The organism is Streptomyces sp. OZ13 (genome assembly GCF_052068155.1).
GTDB lineage: Bacteria > Actinomycetota > Actinomycetes > Streptomycetales > Streptomycetaceae > Streptomyces.
Genome location: NZ_JBQHCZ010000029.1, coordinates 1 through 17,354, shown reverse-complemented (window position 1 = coordinate 17,354; position 17,354 = coordinate 1). Strand labels below are relative to the sequence as shown.

Here is a 17,354-nt window from a genome sequence, read left to right as displayed (position 1 = left end):
ACCCTCGGAACGAAGATCCGATCTCGGTGCCAGACCTGACCCACGATCCAGGATTGCCTGACCCGCCGGCCTACCCGCGCGTTGTCCTGAGCAACGTGTCCACCATCCGTCCCCGACGGAAAGGCACGCCGGGCCCTGGCCGGGGTGGGTGAGGCCGGCCAGGCCCGGCCCCCTGCTCCGTGCGTCAGGCAGCGGTCCACTGATGCGGTCGCCCGCGCCACTCCACGAACCTCGGAGCGTCGAGCACCATGTCAGGGTCGGTGATGCCGGCGGCCTCGAGGAACACGACCAGGTCATGATCCGAGAAGGCGGTGCCGAGGATCTGGTGTCGGCCATGGGGGTGCGCAGTCACCCGCCAGCCGCCCGATGCGGAGGGCCGGTGCACGGTGATCGGCGCTTCGCTCATGCCCCCAGGCTCACCCGCCGCACCGTGTCGCCCAGTCGGGGAGCCGGGTTACTCCTTGACGTGTGCGGGATCGGGGAGGTCCGGCGGGAAGTGCCACTCCAGGATCTCCGCCCAACGTGGCAGCGTGACGAAGCCTGTGGTGTCGGCCCGCGCCTGGACCAACTCGGTCAGGGCATCGACGAACGGCTGGGCGGAAGTATCGGCGGGGAGCGTCGCGGCGGCCTGCTTGAGCCGCTCATGCGCGGCAGAGAAGACACCCTTGGCCAACGTGTCCTGCTCCTTGACCCGCTTACTGCTCTCCTCGAAGTGATCTGCATGATCCTGAGGGCGGGGCAGTCGGGACGGTGCCAGGTCCCGCTGAGACCGCCGCCAGTCTTCACGAACGAGACGCGGGTGTTGTCGCGGCCTGGCCCGGCCAAGCAGTCGGCGCAGTCCATTCGTTCCGTCGAGGGATTAGGTTCTGTCCGGGCGATCTTGGGCTGTGGGAGGATGCCGTCCATGACTTGCATCCGAAGGGGCCGTGCCTCGTAGAACACCAGCTTCACTTCGGCTGCGAGAACGCGGCTGGAGTAGGCCCTGGGTGCGGTATCGCGATGTCCCAGGTCTGTCGGGAGCGGCGAATGCCGCTGTCCGTGTACTCGAACGGGAGCGATTGTCTCCGGGCATCGTGGCAGTGGCGCTGAGTGTGTGGTCCGTGCGCGTCCACGGCACGAGGCGCCGGTGGAGGCATTGGGAGGCGGAGTTCACCTCGGTGCGGACGATGTTGCCGCAGGCGGGAACGCATTGGTCGAGGCTGGGGGTGTCCTTGACGCCGTCGCGGTGGCAGAGGACTTGGTCGCGCTTGTAGTGGCAGAGCAGGAGTGCCTGGGGATTGTCGTAGATCATGGCGTCCTCGTTTGCGAGTAGGCGCCGGGCGGTGGTCGCGGTGATCGTGGTGCCGGCGAAGCGGGGGGCGTGGGTGGCGGCCTTGATGGCTCGGCGGGCGGCCGGGCCGGAGACCCCGGCTCCGGCGTCCAGGTCTTCTTGGAGTTCGGTGACGGTGTCGGCGACCGCGCGGACGGTTTCGATGTCCAGGAGTTCGTGGATGCCGCCCCGGCTGCGGGAGGCGTATCCGGCAGACACGAGGGAGGTGCGGAGGTGCCCGTACTGGACGGCCAGGGCAACGAGGCCTCCCGGCCTGCGGGCGATGTGCCAGGCCAGGGTTCGCCGGAAGCGGGCGGTGCCGATTCTGCCGTGGAGGTCGGGCGGGATGGTGACGCCGGTGAGGTGGTGGTTCGCGGCCTCGGTGTTCGCCCAGGCGATGAACCCCTCGATCCGGGCGGAGATCACGTGCTTCTTGAGGGAGCCGGTATCGGACCTGCGGCCGTGCACGCCGGGGGAGTCGTGATCGAACAGGAGGTGGCCGTCGGGGACGATACGTTCAAGGACGCGGATGGCGTTGGCTACTGGGGCGATCGCGACCCAAGGGACGCTTTGCGTCCGCGGCCGCTCACGCAGCACCGCGATCGGCCAGCTGGAGACGGTCATCGATGTCCTATCCTCGGACTCCCGCGCGATCCGGGCGAAGACCGAGTCCAGCTCGGGCAGCGGAGCGTCGACCGGGCTCTCGGAGCCGGCCAGCATCGACCGCAGCTGCAGGTCGGCGACCGGAGCCAGGTAGATCTCGACCGTCGTCTCCCTGGACGCGTGGCCCAGCAGGTTCTGCACCATGACCACGGGTCCCCGTAGAGCAGGCGAAAGTCCCGCCGATCCTCCGGCGTCAGTCCGTACCTCTGATCCATCAGATGGTTGAGGACTACGAGCATGTAGAGGGCGAAACTGTGCCGCGCGGAATGCACCGTCGCGTACGTTCAAAGTCAACCGGCCAGCCACGCCGTCCTGGTCGCGCCAGTGCACCACCGGGTCCCGGCCGCCTGTCACCTCAGTGACGATCCTCATCTCGGGCAAGACGTCGTACCTTCCGGCCTTCTGAGCCTTGCGCACCGCCCACGCCCGCGAAGAATCGACGTACGTCTCCACGTCGGCGACTGCGTCCGAGGCCACGTAGAACGTGCGCGGTTTCTTCGACCGCGTCACCTCCGCTGCGATCTTCCCCCGGTAATACCGGCCCCCGTCCAGATACCGCTTCGGCACCTCGAACGTCAGCAACGAGCCACCCTCACTCCGCCGCAGCCCCGACGACGTCATCAGCCTCACGAACGCGACGTTGCGATCCTCAACCCGCCCCACCCAGCCCGGCTGAGGAACCCCCTCACGCGTGTGCCCCCGCAGGCCGACATCGATCCACCGGCGCCAGGTCCGCGGCGTCAGCCACTGCACGTTGCTCGGCCGGGCGTCCTTCGCCCTCGCGTGCGCGACCGACAGCACGCCACCGTTGCGACCCTTGACCTGCCTCATCGCCACCGGGTTCCCCGCAACGATCCGCTCAGCGACCGCCCAGGTGAACAGGCTCATGAACGCAGCCAGCTCCCGGTTCCACTTCGCCCCACCGATCCGCTCAGGGTTCGACTCCGCAAACCGGCGCCAGTGCTCGTAGTCCTCCAGGTCGCGGCCGGTCGCCTCCGCCCACACGCGGCCGCGGCTCCACAAGAACGTCAGCAGCAGGGCGATGTCCGTCGCATAGTTCCGCCGCGTCTCAGGTGTGTACGTACGGAAAATCCTCGACTGCCCGTACCGGTCCAGCAGCCCATCCACCCAGTAGTCAGGCGCCACAAAGATCGGGTCACCCGCACGAACCCCTACAACCCGTTCACGCTCCGGCAGGTTCTCCCAGCCATCCAGCAGCGTCAGTGACAACCCGCCCCGCCCCGCGTCCCGCGGCAACCAAAAGACCCGCCAACCATCGCGTGCAAGAGGAACTGCTCCAGATCGGAGGCCCCAGTATGCGGCCGAGCTGGCACACGATCCGGGTGAGCGCACGCCCGCGCCGGCTGGCTCCTCGCCACGGCCGCCCTCCCCCCGGACCTCCACCCGGCCCTCAGCCTCCCGGAACGCTTCGCGGACCCGGCCGTGCCCATGCCGGGCCCGGAAGTAGAACGGCCCGGTCGGACCTGACCTTCCCACCCCCCACGCGCCACGCCCCTGCTTCTGCATGCGCCTTGAGTACACTAATGGTGCAGTCCACACCTTTTGTCTCAATGCCTTCGCGGGAAGTCCGGTGCGGCGCCGTGCGGGCCGCGGCGTGCACGATCCCCTGATTCGGAGTTCGACGATGGACGGAGAGCGCGCGGGCACACCCCCGGCATTCACCGTGCCGTGGCAGGAGTGGCTGGGCGAGAGCCTGCTCAGCGGGGTCGCGTACGATGAGATCATCACCGTCATGCGGCAGCGGGGCTTCCCCCCTGCGGTTGCCCGGCAGTTGATCGCCACGCAGGAAGAAGCCACTCTCTTCCGCGTGGCGCACCGACTCCTGGGTGAACACCGCAAGCTGCGTTCACTGGCGGATGCGCTGAGCGACCAGTGGAGCCAGTCGCCGCGGGCGACTGCGGTTCCCGTGATGGATCCGCCGGACCCGGAGACGTTCTTCGAGCACTTCTACTTCGCCAATCGCCCAGTGGTCGTCCGCGGCCTCGTGGACCGGTGGCCTGCGCTTCACAAGTGGTCCCTGGACTACTTCGTCCAGGAGTTCGGAGACACGGTGATCGAGATATCGGCGGACCGGCAGGGCGACCCCCGGTTCGAGGAGAACTTCCTCGCTCATCGCCGCGAGATCACCATGCGCGAGTTCGTGGCCCACGTCATGGCGGACGAGGGCAACGACCGTTACGTGGTGGCCCGGAACCAGTTGCTCCAACGCCCCGCCCTCCACCGGCTGCTGGACGACATTCGCCACCTCCCCGGGTTCCTCGCTCCCGTCGCGCTCGGCCACGCGAAGCTGTGGTTCGGCCCGGCGGGCACGGTCACGCCGCTGCACCATGACGACTCCAACATCCTGTTCGTGCAGATCCGGGGTTCGAAGCTCGTGCGCTTGGTGGAGCCGCACAACCTGCCACGCCTCTACGGGGACCCGGGCGGCCGCAGCCCCGTGGACCTCGGCGGTGTGGATCTGACCAGGTTCCCGGCGATGAGGAACGTGCCCGTGACCGAGGCGACGGTGCGCGGGGGCGAAGCCCTCCTCCTTCCACTCGGCTGGTGGCACTGGGTCGCTTCACTGGAGACGAGCATCTCCCTGTCGTTCGTCGGCGCGTTCGACCTGTCCGGCCACTCCACGAGCTGGCGATACGCCTGAACCCGCACAGGCCGCCCGTCCCGGTTGCGGCCCGTACCCGACCGGCCGACACTGGGAAGTACCTGTTCGGGCTGGCCCGGCACCGTCCGGCCGTGAGGAGCCGAACATGAACGAGCAACCGAGCAGCGCCACCGGGCGGAACCGTGAGCAGGCGCAGTTCCACGCGCGGCCGGACGGCACCGCGTCCCTCATCGCCTACTCCTTAGCGGATCGCCCGCTGACCATCGAGCCCGCGGCAGCAGGCCGAGCCTGGATGTCCGCGACGCTCCAGCACTTCGCCAATCGCTGCCTCCCCCTGCTGATAGCCAATCAGAGCGGTTGGATCCTCCTCAACGACACGCGCTTCAGGGCGCGCTGGTCGGGGAGGGAGGAGCCGGGCTCGTTGAACATCAGCCACGCCGACAGACCAGACCGGCCCCCGCCCCTGGCGCACAGTCAGTTCGGGTACGGAATCATCACGTGGAGCGTCCCCTACCTCTTCCGGACTCCTCCCGGCTTCAACCTCCACGTCCGCGGGCCGACGAACTATCCGAAGGACGGCGTGTTCGCCCTGGACGGTATCGTGGAAACGGACTGGACGGCAGCGACCTTCACCATGAACTGGAAGGTGACGCGACCGTTCACGGACATCGTCTTCGACGAAGGGGAACCCTTCTGCATGGTCGCTCCGCAGCGGCGGGGAGAGCTGGAGTCGTTCCACCCGGAAATCCGGGACATAGAGTCAATACCGGTGGACAACGCCCGCTTCCAGCTCTTCAAGAGCTCCCGGGAGGACTTCACGGCCAGGCTGAGACGGGGCGATCTGCCGGTCGGCAGTTGGCAGCGCGACTACTTCCGCGGCCGCGACGCCGGAGCCGACGGCATCGAGCCGGCACACCAGACCCGGCTCCATCTCGAACGGTTCCGGGAGCGGCAGTGAACCGGCCGGCCCATGACATCCACCGCGACCATCCGGCCACCGGACCCACCAGATGGGTGACCGATGACGAGCGGGCAGCGTACGAACGGGATGGTGCGGCCCTCCTGAAGGGAATCGTCCCGGACGAGTGGGTGGCCTACATGAGCGCCGCGATCGACCGGCTGACGCAGCATCCCGATCCGTCGTCCCAGAACTACGCGGAGGCGGGGCAGCCGCGCTTCTTCGGACAGTCGTTCCCGTGGCTGCTCGACGAAGCCTTCAAGGCGTGGGCGCTGTCCGGGCCGATGCCCGTCATCGCGCGCCAGGTGCTGACCGGCGCCGACAGCCTGAACCTCTTCTACGACCAGGTCTTCGTCAAGGAATCGGGCACGCCCAAACCCACGCTCTGGCACCAGGACTATCCCTATTTCCCCCTTGCCGGCGAACAGATCCTGCGCATCTGGGTGCCCTTCGACATCGTGACGGATCGGAGCGGCGCACTCCACTACCTCAAGGGGTCACACCGCTGGGGTGTGGTGTACGAGGCGCCCGGCTCCGGACGGATATCGGACTGGCAGCCCGATTTCGACGCGGAATACCTGGAGCACGACTGGCTGATAGGGGAGTCGGAACCCGGAGACGCGCTGCTGCACCACCCCAAGACCGTCCACGGGGCCCGCGCGAACAGCTCCCGGACGCCTCGCCGGGCGGTGGCCGTCGTCTACACCGGGGACGACGTGACCTGGGATCCGCATCCGGCGGACATGTTCCACAACAAGGGCCAGACCGGCCACGTGACCCCGCCGGCCCTCGGACGGGGAGACCCCCTCGACTGCGACCTCTTCCCCAGGGTGTGAGCCGCTCGTGACGGCTCCGGTTCACGACGCGGAGAGCTGATGGCGTGCCGCGTTCAGGACGTGCAGGGCCGAGGCCGTGGATCCCACGTGGTGCTCCCCGTCGTCACAGCAACGGATAAGCCCGTCCTCGTCCTGCCAGCTCGCGAGCAGCAGGACGCCGTCGCACACCTCCCGCCGTCCGGCCTCGCCGCGGAGGACACGCTCCTCCAACGCCGCGATCCAGCCGTGCCGGTCCGCTCCGGGCACGTCCCACAGCGCCCTCGGCCCCGCCGCCGTTCTCCCAGGGGCCCGGCCGCAGAGCTGTCCGGCCGCCGGCGAGGCGGCCGGCGCAGCGCGGGAGAGGGCCGCGTCGACCTCGCGCCTCACCCGGCCGCGGTGCGCCCGCCCGTCTGCGCGACCGAACTGCCCCACCGGGTACGGCCCCGGTTCCAGAGCCCGGCGGACCATCGTCAGAGCCAGCGCCACCACCAGGGTCGCATGGTGTGAACGGGGCCAGTTCTCGGGGCCGGACCGCTCCTCCGCGTAGCGGGGCCAGCTCCCGTCCTCGCGCCGGGAACTCTCCAGGAGGTCCAGGAAGGGTGCGAGGTCCACCGCGACGCGGCCGTCGCAGACGGAGACGGCGCCGCACACCAATTCCGCGGCGAGATCGACGCGGCCCGTGGCCACGGCACGCCGCAGCAACACGTCCAGCAGGTCACGGACGTCCGACAAATCGATGTCCGGCCACACGGCACGGCGCTGACCGAACTCGGTCGCGTACATCGCGGTGTGCGCCATCGCATAGCTCTCCTGCTCGGTGACCAGCAGGACGTTCGGGTCGGACACGAGGGAGGAGAGGGACAGGGCCTCGTCCGGGCCGCTGCCGACGCTGATTCCCAGCACACAGAGGAAGAAGAGCACGTCCAGACGGCGGTGCGGGGGGCGTTCGGTCCACAGGGGCACGCCGCTGCGTATGACCCCTCGTACCAGGCGACCCGCGGAACCGTCCTCGCCCATGGTCACCAGGGCCGCGTACGGCAGGCCGTAGAAATTGACGAAGTCACCGTTCCGGACGAGGAGATCGCGGTAACCGGGCCTCTCCACCTCCTGCCGGAGGTGCCGGAAGAACTTCTCCTGCACACCATCGGCGGGGTGGAGTCGTGCCCGTACCAACGCGAAGAGGGAGATGTCGACGAGCGGCTTCACACCACCCGAGGCGGAGCCGGCCGCACCGACCGTACACTTCGGGAGCTCACGGCAGAGCCACGTGGTAGCGGCGTCCTCCAGAGCGGAGGCTGCCGCCACCAGTGGCCGTGACGTGTCCGTCGTGGGGTCGGTGTTCACGACGGCGGATCGATGGCCCCCCGCGTCTGTTCGAAAGTCGACGGCGGGTCGATGGCCGGCGGGATCATGTCTCCCGGCTTCTTGCCGGTCGACAGCCCGGACAGCCACTTCGCCTGGCCCTTACCGCTCAGTCGCCACTGGTTCGCCTCCTTGGCGAGCCATTCGAAGTTGTCGGCGAAGCAGGCCGTGTCACAGACCTGGCCCCTGTCACGTTCGGCCTGGACCAGCGGGCCCAGGTAGCGCCAGTACCACTCGACGGGCCATCGCTCGAAGACAAGGCCGCCGTAGAGGGTGCCGTTGCGAACCAGCACGCCCGCGGTTTCGAAGAAGGACGCCACGGACGTCCAGGCGTCGTAGCCGTCGGAGATGCGGGGGTTACGGGCCCGGATTGCGTCGTAGTCGACCGTGGACGGATCCATGCCCTCTCTGAAGTGGTCGAGGTACCAAAGGAAACCCCGCCGGACCGGCCCGTCCCTCGTCATGTCGTACAACTTGATCAGAAGCTGCGCGTCCTCGTGAGTGGGGCCTTCGGGGGCGTTCGATGTGGTCATGCACCCTCCAGACGTAGAGTCCCCTCCGTCAGAGTCTCAGGCGGCTCCCGTCGGCATCGCAACCCGGTACCGTCCGTTCGGGCAACGACCGCATGGCGCGAGAAGCAGGAAGACCTCAGTTGGACGGGAAGCTTCCGCTGGGGTCCGAGGGGGGACTTGAACTCTCCCCTCGGGCACCAGCTTCTTGCTTCGCTGACCTGCATAAACAGCCCCGCGGAAGCGTCCAGGGCCAGCCACGGTTGGTCACCCCGGTGATACCGGGCCGCGCACCTCCACCTCGACGTTAGCGAGGCCGTCTCACTCGGCCGGGGAGCCAGTTCACTGGAGAACCGATCATGCACCAGGCCTGATCGGCCGCACCGCCCCTGACGCAGACAGACCAGGCCCCACTCAGTTCCAGCGGAGGTCGTACCGTCACCCTCCGGGCATATCACGCCTCCCGCCCGTCTACGGCCTATCCGCTCCAGGGGCCGGTCGGATGAACGGTGGGCGTCGAATGGGTGGGCGGTCACATCCGCGCGGATGGCCAGCATGTAGTCGATTCCGCGCTCTGCCAGGCCGGCCCGCAGGTGGGCGTTGGTGCCGTGGGCGGCGTCGGCCACGACGGCAGGCGGCCTCATGTCCCAGTCGGCCAGCGTGTCGAGCATGTCCAGAGCCAGCCGCCACTCCTCGCAGTGTGTCACCTCGGGCGGGATACGGGTGACGGTCCTGCGGTCGGCGTCCGCCGCCCACTCCTTGGGCAGGAACAGCCGCCACTGCAGCGGGCAGGAGGCCGTGTCACTGGCGGCGTGGACGCTGACCGCGACCTGGCAGTTGGCGCGTTTGCCCAGGGCCCCGCAGTCCTGCGGGGCCACGGCGACCGACATTCTTCCGTCCTTGAGCAGCGACACATCGTCGATCACCCAGGCCGTCGGGGTGATCAGCGGCAGTGCATACGTTCGCAGATCCGCCGCTGTACCGGCACCGGGTCCCAGGTGGACTGGTTCACGAACTGCTGCAGGTTCTGTTCGTTGCCGTCCGGCAGCCGCGAGGCCATGGCCTGGACCGACTTGCGGCGGCCGTCCAGCATCAGTCCCCGAGGTAGCAGTCGCCCTTGGCCCGCTGGTCCTTGCGCGGCACCGCGGCGAACACATCAGCGGCTTGCCGAGACTGCCGTTTCGGCAGACGGGCGCGTTTGAGGCGGCCCTGGCGGACGCCGACTCATGGACGGCACCGCGCCGATGCTCCGGCCCGTGGTGAGGTCACCCCGTCACGGCGCGGCGGCCAGGCCGCTGGTCACCGCGGCGTGGCCGAAACAGATCCGGGGCATCATGGTGTGCGGGTCGATGGGGCGCAGTACGGGCTCCATCGCCGCGTCGGGACCGCTCGGCGGGCCCAGCACGAACCCTTTGTCCAGCGAGAGGGCGAACAGTCGTCCTGGTGCGTCGCCGACCGACACCGCCCACAGGTCGCCGCTCCGGCGGGTGACGACTTTCGCGCCCTTGATCAACTTGTTCCAGGAACCCTTGCGGGGCGCTCGCGGATCCCAGGCGCCGGTGAAGGTGCTCTTGTAGATCCGGAGTCGTCGATCGTCGGCCTGCAGCACCCAGGTGGCCGCCGCGTCGACGTACGTCTGGAAACCGGCTTCGATCCCGTCGATGGCCCACTGCTCCTTCCAGACTTTGTTGAAGTCGGTCGCGTCGTCGAGACCTCGTTCTTCGAGCGGGCCCGAGGAGGTGGCCCACCACAAAGGCGATGGATAGCGGGAGTCCGGCAGGGCGGCCTTCATCAGCGGTTGGAGGCGGGGCACGCTGCTACTGAAGCTGCAGACGGCGACCCGGCGGACGGCCGGTGCCGGAGGGTGCACCGCCGCCTCGACCCCGGGCGGGAAGTCCTGCGGCAGGAACAGGCAGAGCTCTCTGAGCAACCGCATGAGCATCGCCGGGGACTCGAACGGCACGAAGTGGTTGCCCGGGGCCACGGGAATCACGATGACCGCGTCCCGTCGCGCGGCGGCGAGCTGGTAGGCGATGTAATGGTTTTTGAACAGGTGGTAGACCGGGAGATCGAGGAAGGGCTGGGTCGCGACGGCCCGCCCCTTGTCGCCCATGGCGGCCGCGATGCCGTAGGGGTACGGCGGCGGGAACGGGGCCTCGACTCTGGGGTAAAGGATGCTCTTCTCGTTCGGGTGCAGCCAGATCACGAAGTCGAGGGCCCGGACCGCCGGGTCGCGGAGTCGGTGAGGCACCCAGACGCCGACGAGGAAGCGCGGACCGGCGCTATGGTTGGCGCCGACCTCGCCGTACTCCACGAAGTGGAGTCGTCCCTCCAGGCTTGGGTCGATGGGGCGCGTCGTGTGCCGGAAGCGGCGCCACCCCGGGGTGTCGGGCGTGTCGGAGAGCAGGTCCGGCGTCGCCGTGTGGAAGTCGCCGATCGGCGCCTGCACCGCGGGGTCGCTCTGCAGGCGGTAGAGGGTCGCTCCGGGTGGCTGCACAGGCACGACGAGCACATTGCGGTGGTCGAAGTCGAGGGGAGCGAACATGGGCTGCGTCGCGGGTTTCCCCTTGTCCACCGCGGCCCGGTTCGCCTGAAGCGCCCTCTCCAGCGCCGGCTGCAGGGGCGCGGCGCGCCGGAGGAGGTCAGCCTCGGGGATCTGGCCCTCCGGCGCGGGCCGGACGCGGCCCAAGGTGGCGATGACCGCGACGTCGCGCCCGCTGGTGCCGACATGGCGGGTCGGCTTGTCCCAGCGCCAGATCGTTTCGCCTCGGCTTCGCACGAGCAGCATCTGCAGGGCCGCGTAGCGGTCGTGCCGCAGCTCGCACACGATGCGCTCGGTATCATCCGGCACGTCGAAGGCCAGCGTCGCGCCTGGGAGCGACACCTCATTCAGTTGCTGGGTCACGCCGCTCCCCGCCTGGTGACTCACCTTCACACGCGCGCCCACGACCGGGACACCGCTGGCGTTCTCCACGGCGACGAGGACCCGCCAGTCGTTCGTGGCCATGGCACTACCCCGTCGCCGTCACAGCTGCTGGCCCGTCTTGGGGTCGTACTTGACGTTGACCGCGACGACCTGGTCCGTCGGGAGCACCTCGACCCATTGGTCGAAGATCTGATAGGGCTCGGGGGGACGGAAGCCGCCGGCCAGGGGGTCGAATCCGTGCTCGAAGACCTTCTCCGCCGCGAGTGTCGTCTCGAACTCCTCCTGGGCCAGGGACTGCAGGTGAGTGGCGAGAAGGTCCAGAACCTGACCGACGGTCTTCTCCTCGTACTCGTCCGGGTCGTCGTCCTGCGGCGCGTACGGCATGCCCAGGCCCGCCTGGCCTTCGACCGTCTTCAGCCAGGCGAGTGCGGCTCGTTCCTGCCCTGGCCTGATGGGCATGACCACTTTGGCCCAAGCCGCGTTGAGGAACTCGTTGCGGCGCTCGTCGGCGTCGATTTGGATCAGCCATCCCAGCGAGCTCCCCAGGGGCGCGGGTACGGTCTGCTCCGAGATCAGGTAGTTGACCCGCCACTCATCGGTCGGGGGCGACGGGCTGCTGACCGTCTTGTAGACGTCTGCGCGGGAGTACCAGCCGGCCACGGTCTGGCCGTCCAACGTCGGGAGCGGGGCACCGGCTGTGGGCTTCGGCAAAGCAGGCACCGGATACCTGCCGGTGCTCTGCGCGGAGGGTGCAGGTGCGTTCAGCACACCGGGCCGCCAGAAGTCCGGGGCGACGAAGTACAGCATTTCGTCGACGTCGAAGAACTTTTGGATCTGTTCCGCCTCCAGGTACGGCGTGTGCCCGACGGTGGTCGTCGGGTAATGACCGGGTGGCAGCTGCTTGATCAGCTTCCGGAACACCCACCTTCGCTCCTCGCTGCGCAGATCCTCGGAGGAGCGAGGGCGCATGGAGCTGATCAGGCGCAGCCGCTCGCGGACGGCCTCACCGTACGCCTCGTGCTGGAGCCGGTCGACTTCCTTCTGGTATTCGGCCTGTGCCGCTTCGTTGAGTTTCTTGACCTTGTCCTTGGCCTCTTGCTTCGGCTCGTAGACGAGCGTGATGTCGAAGGGCAGGGATTTGCGACCCTGGAAGTTGGCGTACGTCATTTTCACGTTGAGCGTGTTGGTCGCCGTGTTCACTGTGAACGGTGCGAACTCGATCTGGGCGCCGTGTTTTTCCAGGGAATGCACCTTGCTGAAGACGTAGTCCTCCGGAACCGGTGGCAGCGGTTTGGGGAAGCAGAACTGGATGATGTCGTCCTTCCCAGGGAGGTAGTCGGGAGTATCGTTCAGTCCTCGGCAATCGTTGCCCGGACTGGGCAGATAGGTCTCCTCGGCCTCGTCGTCCGGCCCCTGGTCGTGCTGGAAAGTGATGTCGAAGTGGTAGGGCACGTCAAGGTTTTCCGGCTCCGGAATCAGCTCCGGCTTCGGGATCGAGCTGAGGTCGGGGGCAGGGACGACGTGGACCATGTCCCCCAGTCCGAGCTCCTGGCCCGGATCGGGGAGGTGGATCTGCCAGCACAGACGGGTTCCGATGTGCTGCAGCTGGATTCCGACCTTGCGCATCTTGCGCCGCAGCTCGAAGTTGACCAACTCAGTGGTCGTGTTGTGCAGGACGTAGCGGCGGCTCGACGTGTCCGTGGACTCGGTCACCGTCCGGAACGTCGTCTTGAAGTTCCGTTTGATCTCGCTGGTGACCTTCGAGGTCTGCGTACGAGACCGCTTGTGGGTCGTCTCGGCACCCCGCTTGACGGTGTTCTGGGTACTGAAACTGAGGCTCGCGTCGGCATGATAGATCTTGGCGTTCACCCCACCCGTGGCGCTGACGCCGAGTTTCGTGTCGTTGGAGTTCTCCTCCTTGACGGCGTCCGCGACATCCGTCTGCTCCGTGAGGCTCTCCTCGCTCTTGCGGGAGACCTCCTCCGACTGCTCCACCACCTTCTCGACCAGCGTGCGCCGGGTGCTGCTCTCCACCACTTCGACGGTGCCTCCCGGGCTGACCCAGATGTGTCCCGAGGGCGTGCCGAGGAAGTTGTCGAACTCGAAGAAGTACTCGCGGAAGAGGTTGACCAGCCCCACCGGCGACAGGGCGCCCCCCGCGCCGGCGCTGTAGTGATCGGACAGTGCCTTCAGACCGAGGTTGGTGAGTGTGAGGGCCTCGTCCCCGTGGAATTGTGCGCGCGTCAGTGCTCCGATCGAGCCGCCGTGGATCGGGACCGCGGACAGACCGGATGTCGCCCCGATCCACCCGGAGAGTGGCTGATAGACGCCGAAGAGCTCGCTGTCGTACGGCAGGGCTCCCGTGAAGTCGTACAACGGCCGCCCGGTGAAGGCTGGCGCCCCGGCAGCGGGCATGACCAGGAGCTGGGAATGACTGGCCTCCGCGCCGTCGGGCCCGACGGAGAACGGCACGGAAACGAGATCGTTGCCGGGCGTGGACTTGTAGAGCTGGACCTGGCCGCTGGAGGTGTGCGCCGCGGCGACGAACGCGATGGTGACGCTGCCGGGCGCGCCGGCCCTGCCTGCCACGTACTGCTGATTGCCGTCCGCGCTCCGCCAGACGAGGGTTCCGTTCAGTGCGTCAACCCCCGGAAAGGCGCTGGGATCCAGCACCGTGACGATGCCGGGCAGGGCCATGGTCATCCGACGCCCGGCGGGGATCTCGGTGTTGGTTCCCTCGACCTTGTACGACCAGATCCGATACGCGCTACCGCTGGACGTCACGGGAAGGGATGACGTGCCAAGGAATGTGACCATGTACGCCATCGGGATGCTCCTCACCTCGTCCTGGTTCCCTCGTCATATTCGCGCGGCATCCGGAATATGTCGCCGGCAGACACGGTCGACCACTCGAACGGCTATCTGATCGGGTGACAAGGCGCCGATCGTCAGGCTGGCGCGTGTCACGTGGGACGCAGGGAATGGGACCATGCCGCCATCGGACACAGGAGGTGCACGCGCGTGAACGTCTACATCGTCGAGTACACGACGCCCAAGACCCCGCCCGTAAGGGAACGCAAGGTGGAGGCAGACGACTTCGCGGTGAGGGACGACTTCGTGGAATTCACTGCCTCGGACGGCAAGAAGGTCTTCAGCGTCCGAGCCGACACCGTCGTGACCATCGCCAAGGAACCTCCTTCGGCGTAAGCGCGCCGACCTCGCCCCGGCGACGGCGACGGCGACGGACCTTGGGCGGGAGGTACCCAAAAGCCGCGACACGGATTCCGTGGCAAGAGTGCCGGGTGAGAGGCTCGTTGTGCAGAGGCATGCAGTTACTGAGATTGAACTCGTGGAGTCGTAGGGGCTGACGGCTCGTCGCCCGTGCGGTATCACCGGGGCATGCGGTATCCACAAGGCGGCGGGCTGACCGCCGAACGGCAGCAGTTCCGCGAGGAGTTACGGCTCAAGGCCGCCGAACGATTCGCCCAGGGCGAGGCGAGCTCGGTGATCGCCAGAGACCTGCGGGTCAGCGTCCGCTCGGTGCAGCGGTGGCGGCGGATGTGGGACGAGGGAGGTCCGCGGGCCCTGCGGTCACAAGGGCCGGCGTCGCTGCCGAGGCTGAGTGAGAAGCAGTTCGCCCAGCTTGAGGCGGAGCTGGCCAAGGGGCCGGCCGCGCACGGCTGGGAGGACCAACGCTGGACCCTGAGCCGTGTGAAGACGCTGATCGGACGGCGGTTCCACCTGACGTACACGATTCAGGGCGTGCGCAAGCTGCTCGTGCGTAACGGCTGGTCCTGCCAGGTGCCGGCCCGACGGGCGATGGAGCGGGACGACGAGGCGGTGGCCGGGTGGGTCAAGGAGGTGTGGCCCTGCGCGGAACACTCGCGGCGGTGAGTGGAGCCTGGCTGGTCTTCGAGGACGAGGCCGGCTTCTCCATGACGCCGCCGCAGGCCAGGACCTGGTCACAGCGCGGCCGGACCCCGGTGGTGCGGGTGCGGGGCCGTTCCCGCAGACGGGTGTCCATCGCGGCGCTGACCTGCTACAAGCCCGGCCAGCGGTCCCGACTGATCTACCGGCCGCGCCGGGACGACGGCCGGCGCGACGGACGGAAGAGCTTCTCCGTAAGTTGTTGGGCGGCCCGGGAGGGCCGGGTGTGGCTCAAGAGCTTCTGCCTTCAGTGGCTCGCCAGGAGTGGCCGCCCGGCTCTTCGGGGCGCCATTACGGAGATGACAGCTGGGTGTTCCTCGGGCCGACGGCATGCTGTTGGAACTGAGGAGGGGCGAGTGATGATGATCAACCGACTGCGCGACGTGCTGACCGGTGTCTTCCCTGCACTGGAGCGGGCCTTCGACTTCTCGGCCCACAAGGGTGCCCTGGTGTTGCTGACCGGCTACCAGACGCCGGCAGCGATCCGCCGGCGCGGCCGGGCCAGGCTCACGGCGTGGTTGGCCAACCGCAGTGTACGCAGCGCCGACAACGTCGCCGCTGCCGCGCTGGAAGCTGCCCAGGCCCAGCACACCGCATTGCCCGGCGAGGACGTCGCCGCCCAGATCGTGGCTGACCTGGCGGCACAGATCCTGGCGCTGGATGACCGACTCAGGGTGATCGACAAGCAGATCCGCGAGACTTTCCGCAGTCATCCGCAGGCCGAGATCATCGAGTCCCTGCCCGGCATGGGCCCGATACTCGGCGCCGAGTTCGTCGTCGCCGCGGGCGACCTGACCGCCTACGCGGACGCCGGCCATCTCGCCTCAGCGGCCGGACTGGTGCCAGTCCCGCGTGACTCCGGACGCCGCACCGGCAACCTGCACCGCCCCAAGCGCTACAGCCGCCGCCTTCGACGAGTGTTCTACATGTCCGCGCAAACCAGCATCATCCGTGAGGGACCGAACCGGGACTTCTACCTCAAGAAGCGCGGCGAGGGCTGCAAACACGTCCAGGCCGTCATCGCACTGGCCCGCCGACGAGCGAGCGTTCTGTGGGCTCTGTTGCGCGACGACCGTGAATTCAGCTCCGCCCCGCCGGCCGCGCAAGCGGCTTGACTCCGTCATTGAGACTCCTGGCGCAACTACCGCGACCTGCTGATCGCCGCCCACCAGCAGCTCGGCGGCCCGATCGTCCTCGTCTGGGACAACCTGAACGTCCACAAAGCCGCCGACCTGCGGCAGTGGGCAGCAGCCCGCGAGTGGCTGACCATCTACTACCTGCCGCCCTATGCACCCGACCTCAACCCCGTCGAAGGGATCTGGTCCCTGCTACGTCGCGGATGGCTGTCCAACGTCGCCTTCAGCACCCCGGAACACCTCGTCCAGCGCATCCGACGCGGCCTACGGCACATCCAGTACCGCAGCGACCTCATAGACGGCTGCCTCGCCGAGACCGGCCTGACCATCCGACCCACCTGAGTAACCCAGCGACATCACGAGTTCAACCTCAGTGGTCAAGGAAAAGCACCTCCATGTCCACCTGCCCCGTGAGCTCAGGCCGGCCTGCACGTGATCACTTCCTTAGCCCGGAAGACGCCGCGATCATCAAGCCGATACGGGGTCACCAGCAGAGCCGTCACCATACGAGCTGCCCGCAGTGAGGCCCTCGACGAACGAGCGGAAGTCACCAGCCAGGACGAGCTCCGTGTCGAGGTCGGTCTCGAACCATGTGACCGATGGCTCGCCGTCCCGCCCGCAAATGCGGTAGTCGAGACCGATCCAGCAGTGCCCATCGCCGGAAAGCAGCACAAGTGGTGCTGGCAGACCCCACTCCTCGACCAAGTACGGGGTGTCGAGCAACGAAGTCATCCCGTCGTTTCGCCCGATGCCCATCAGGTCGTCGAAGGGAACGTGGTCTTCGCTCCACGAGGTCGGCTGATTTGTGGGGAACGCATCGTGATCGGCAGCCACGATGCCGCCGTTCTGAACCCGCAGAAGGTCAAGCAGGGCCGAGGGCAGAGTCACACCGAGCACACGCTCGGCTTCTCGCACCATCTCGTCCGTCAGAGGCTGCTGGACACCGTAATCACCGTCACCCCAGAACGTCGCCATGACCTCATCGAATCGCGCCATGACACGAAGCCTACGGCTCAGTCGCACTGGCTTCCGCTGCAAGATCATTTCTTACTGATCGTTTCAGAATGAGGTTCGGAGTCGTCTCAAGCAGATGATGCTGCAGGCGAGTTGGAGCAGGCTGAGGTGG

Annotated in this window: 12 protein-coding genes and 4 pseudogenes; 7 read left to right on the top strand and 9 right to left on the bottom strand. The window is 67.7% G+C overall.

Annotated elements, in window-relative coordinates:
- Window positions 1-184: 184 nt before the first annotated feature.
- The 3 genes from ACTMTU_RS35355 to ACTMTU_RS35345 all read right to left on the bottom strand — a co-directional run bounded on the left by ACTMTU_RS35355 (window position 185) and on the right by ACTMTU_RS35345 (window position 3,202).
- Entirely contained in the window at window positions 185-406 is a 222-nt protein-coding gene (locus ACTMTU_RS35355) for a hypothetical protein (RefSeq protein ID WP_441267523.1), read from the bottom strand.
- A gap of 48 nt (window positions 407-454) precedes the next feature.
- Entirely contained in the window at window positions 455-673 is a 219-nt protein-coding gene (locus ACTMTU_RS35350; RefSeq protein WP_441267522.1) for a hypothetical protein, read from the bottom strand.
- A gap of 186 nt (window positions 674-859) precedes the next feature.
- Window positions 860-3,202: a hypothetical protein gene (locus ACTMTU_RS35345; RefSeq protein ID WP_441267521.1), complete on the bottom strand. Its 2,343-nt coding sequence runs from the start codon at window positions 3,200-3,202 to the stop codon at window positions 860-862.
- Window positions 3,203-3,617: 415 nt separating this feature from the next.
- Here ACTMTU_RS35345 and ACTMTU_RS35340 point away from each other — a divergent pair, with 415 nt between their 5' ends.
- The 3 genes from ACTMTU_RS35340 to ACTMTU_RS35330 all read left to right on the top strand — a co-directional run bounded on the left by ACTMTU_RS35340 (window position 3,618) and on the right by ACTMTU_RS35330 (window position 6,389).
- On the top strand, window positions 3,618-4,634 hold the full coding sequence (locus tag ACTMTU_RS35340) for a cupin-like domain-containing protein (RefSeq protein ID WP_441267520.1): 1,017 nt from the start codon (window positions 3,618-3,620) through the stop codon (window positions 4,632-4,634).
- Between the two features lie 106 nt (window positions 4,635-4,740).
- Window positions 4,741-5,553: a DUF6065 family protein gene (locus ACTMTU_RS35335; RefSeq protein ID WP_441267519.1), complete on the top strand. Its 813-nt coding sequence runs from the start codon at window positions 4,741-4,743 to the stop codon at window positions 5,551-5,553.
- Complete coding sequence (locus ACTMTU_RS35330; protein ID WP_441267518.1) at window positions 5,550-6,389, top strand: phytanoyl-CoA dioxygenase family protein; 840 nt, start codon at window positions 5,550-5,552, stop codon at window positions 6,387-6,389. The genes ACTMTU_RS35335 and ACTMTU_RS35330 overlap by 4 nt, the downstream gene beginning before the upstream one ends.
- A gap of 21 nt (window positions 6,390-6,410) precedes the next feature.
- Here ACTMTU_RS35330 and ACTMTU_RS35325 read toward each other — a convergent pair whose 3' ends face one another.
- The 5 genes and pseudogenes from ACTMTU_RS35325 to ACTMTU_RS35305 form a co-directional block, all read right to left on the bottom strand.
- Entirely contained in the window at window positions 6,411-7,673 is a 1,263-nt protein-coding gene (locus tag ACTMTU_RS35325) for a DUF6895 family protein (RefSeq protein ID WP_441267542.1), read from the bottom strand.
- Between the two features lie 35 nt (window positions 7,674-7,708).
- Window positions 7,709-8,263 (bottom strand): DUF4760 domain-containing protein, encoded by a 555-nt coding sequence (locus ACTMTU_RS35320; protein ID WP_441267517.1) that lies wholly within the window; start codon window positions 8,261-8,263, stop codon window positions 7,709-7,711.
- A 443-nt stretch (window positions 8,264-8,706) separates the two neighbouring features.
- A pseudogene (locus tag ACTMTU_RS35315) lies at window positions 8,707-9,427 on the bottom strand (IS701 family transposase); the annotation flags it as partial.
- A gap of 85 nt (window positions 9,428-9,512) precedes the next feature.
- Window positions 9,513-11,246 (bottom strand): hypothetical protein, encoded by a 1,734-nt coding sequence (locus ACTMTU_RS35310; RefSeq protein WP_441267516.1) that lies wholly within the window; start codon window positions 11,244-11,246, stop codon window positions 9,513-9,515.
- 18 nt (window positions 11,247-11,264) lie between these two features.
- Window positions 11,265-13,949 (bottom strand): hypothetical protein, encoded by a 2,685-nt coding sequence (locus ACTMTU_RS35305; RefSeq protein WP_441267515.1) that lies wholly within the window; start codon window positions 13,947-13,949, stop codon window positions 11,265-11,267.
- Between the two features lie 237 nt (window positions 13,950-14,186).
- Here ACTMTU_RS35305 and ACTMTU_RS35300 point away from each other — a divergent pair, with 237 nt between their 5' ends.
- From ACTMTU_RS35300 to ACTMTU_RS35285, 4 genes and pseudogenes are all read left to right on the top strand, one after another.
- Window positions 14,187-14,372 carry a hypothetical protein gene (locus ACTMTU_RS35300; protein ID WP_441267514.1) on the top strand — a complete coding sequence of 62 codons (186 nt, stop codon included), beginning with the start codon at window positions 14,187-14,189 and terminating at the stop codon, window positions 14,370-14,372.
- 192 nt (window positions 14,373-14,564) lie between these two features.
- A pseudogene (locus ACTMTU_RS35295) lies at window positions 14,565-15,286 on the top strand (winged helix-turn-helix domain-containing protein); the annotation flags it as partial.
- A gap of 159 nt (window positions 15,287-15,445) precedes the next feature.
- Window positions 15,446-16,207: pseudogene (locus ACTMTU_RS35290) on the top strand (IS110 family transposase); the annotation flags it as partial.
- A gap of 15 nt (window positions 16,208-16,222) precedes the next feature.
- Window positions 16,223-16,570, top strand: a pseudogene (locus ACTMTU_RS35285) (transposase); the annotation flags it as partial.
- Between the two features lie 126 nt (window positions 16,571-16,696).
- Here ACTMTU_RS35285 and ACTMTU_RS35280 read toward each other — a convergent pair.
- Window positions 16,697-17,224: an SMI1/KNR4 family protein gene (locus tag ACTMTU_RS35280; RefSeq protein WP_441267513.1), complete on the bottom strand. Its 528-nt coding sequence runs from the start codon at window positions 17,222-17,224 to the stop codon at window positions 16,697-16,699.
- Between the last annotated feature and the right edge of the window lie 130 nt (window positions 17,225-17,354).

Bases quoted from the DNA above. Each gene is read 5' to 3' on its own strand.
- ACTMTU_RS35280 (WP_441267513.1), bottom strand. From the start codon at position 17,224: ATGGCGCGATTCGATGAGGTCATGGCGACGTTCTGGGGTGACGGTGAT.
- ACTMTU_RS35310 (WP_441267516.1), bottom strand. From the start codon at position 11,246: ATGGCCACGAACGACTGGCGGGTCCTCGTCGCCGTGGAGAACGCCAGC.
- ACTMTU_RS35340 (WP_441267520.1), top strand. From the start codon at position 3,618: ATGGACGGAGAGCGCGCGGGCACACCCCCGGCATTCACCGTGCCGTGG.
- ACTMTU_RS35335 (WP_441267519.1), top strand. From the start codon at position 4,741: ATGAACGAGCAACCGAGCAGCGCCACCGGGCGGAACCGTGAGCAGGCG.
- ACTMTU_RS35355 (WP_441267523.1), bottom strand. From the start codon at position 406: ATGAGCGAAGCGCCGATCACCGTGCACCGGCCCTCCGCATCGGGCGGC.
- ACTMTU_RS35320 (WP_441267517.1), bottom strand. From the start codon at position 8,263: ATGACCACATCGAACGCCCCCGAAGGCCCCACTCACGAGGACGCGCAG.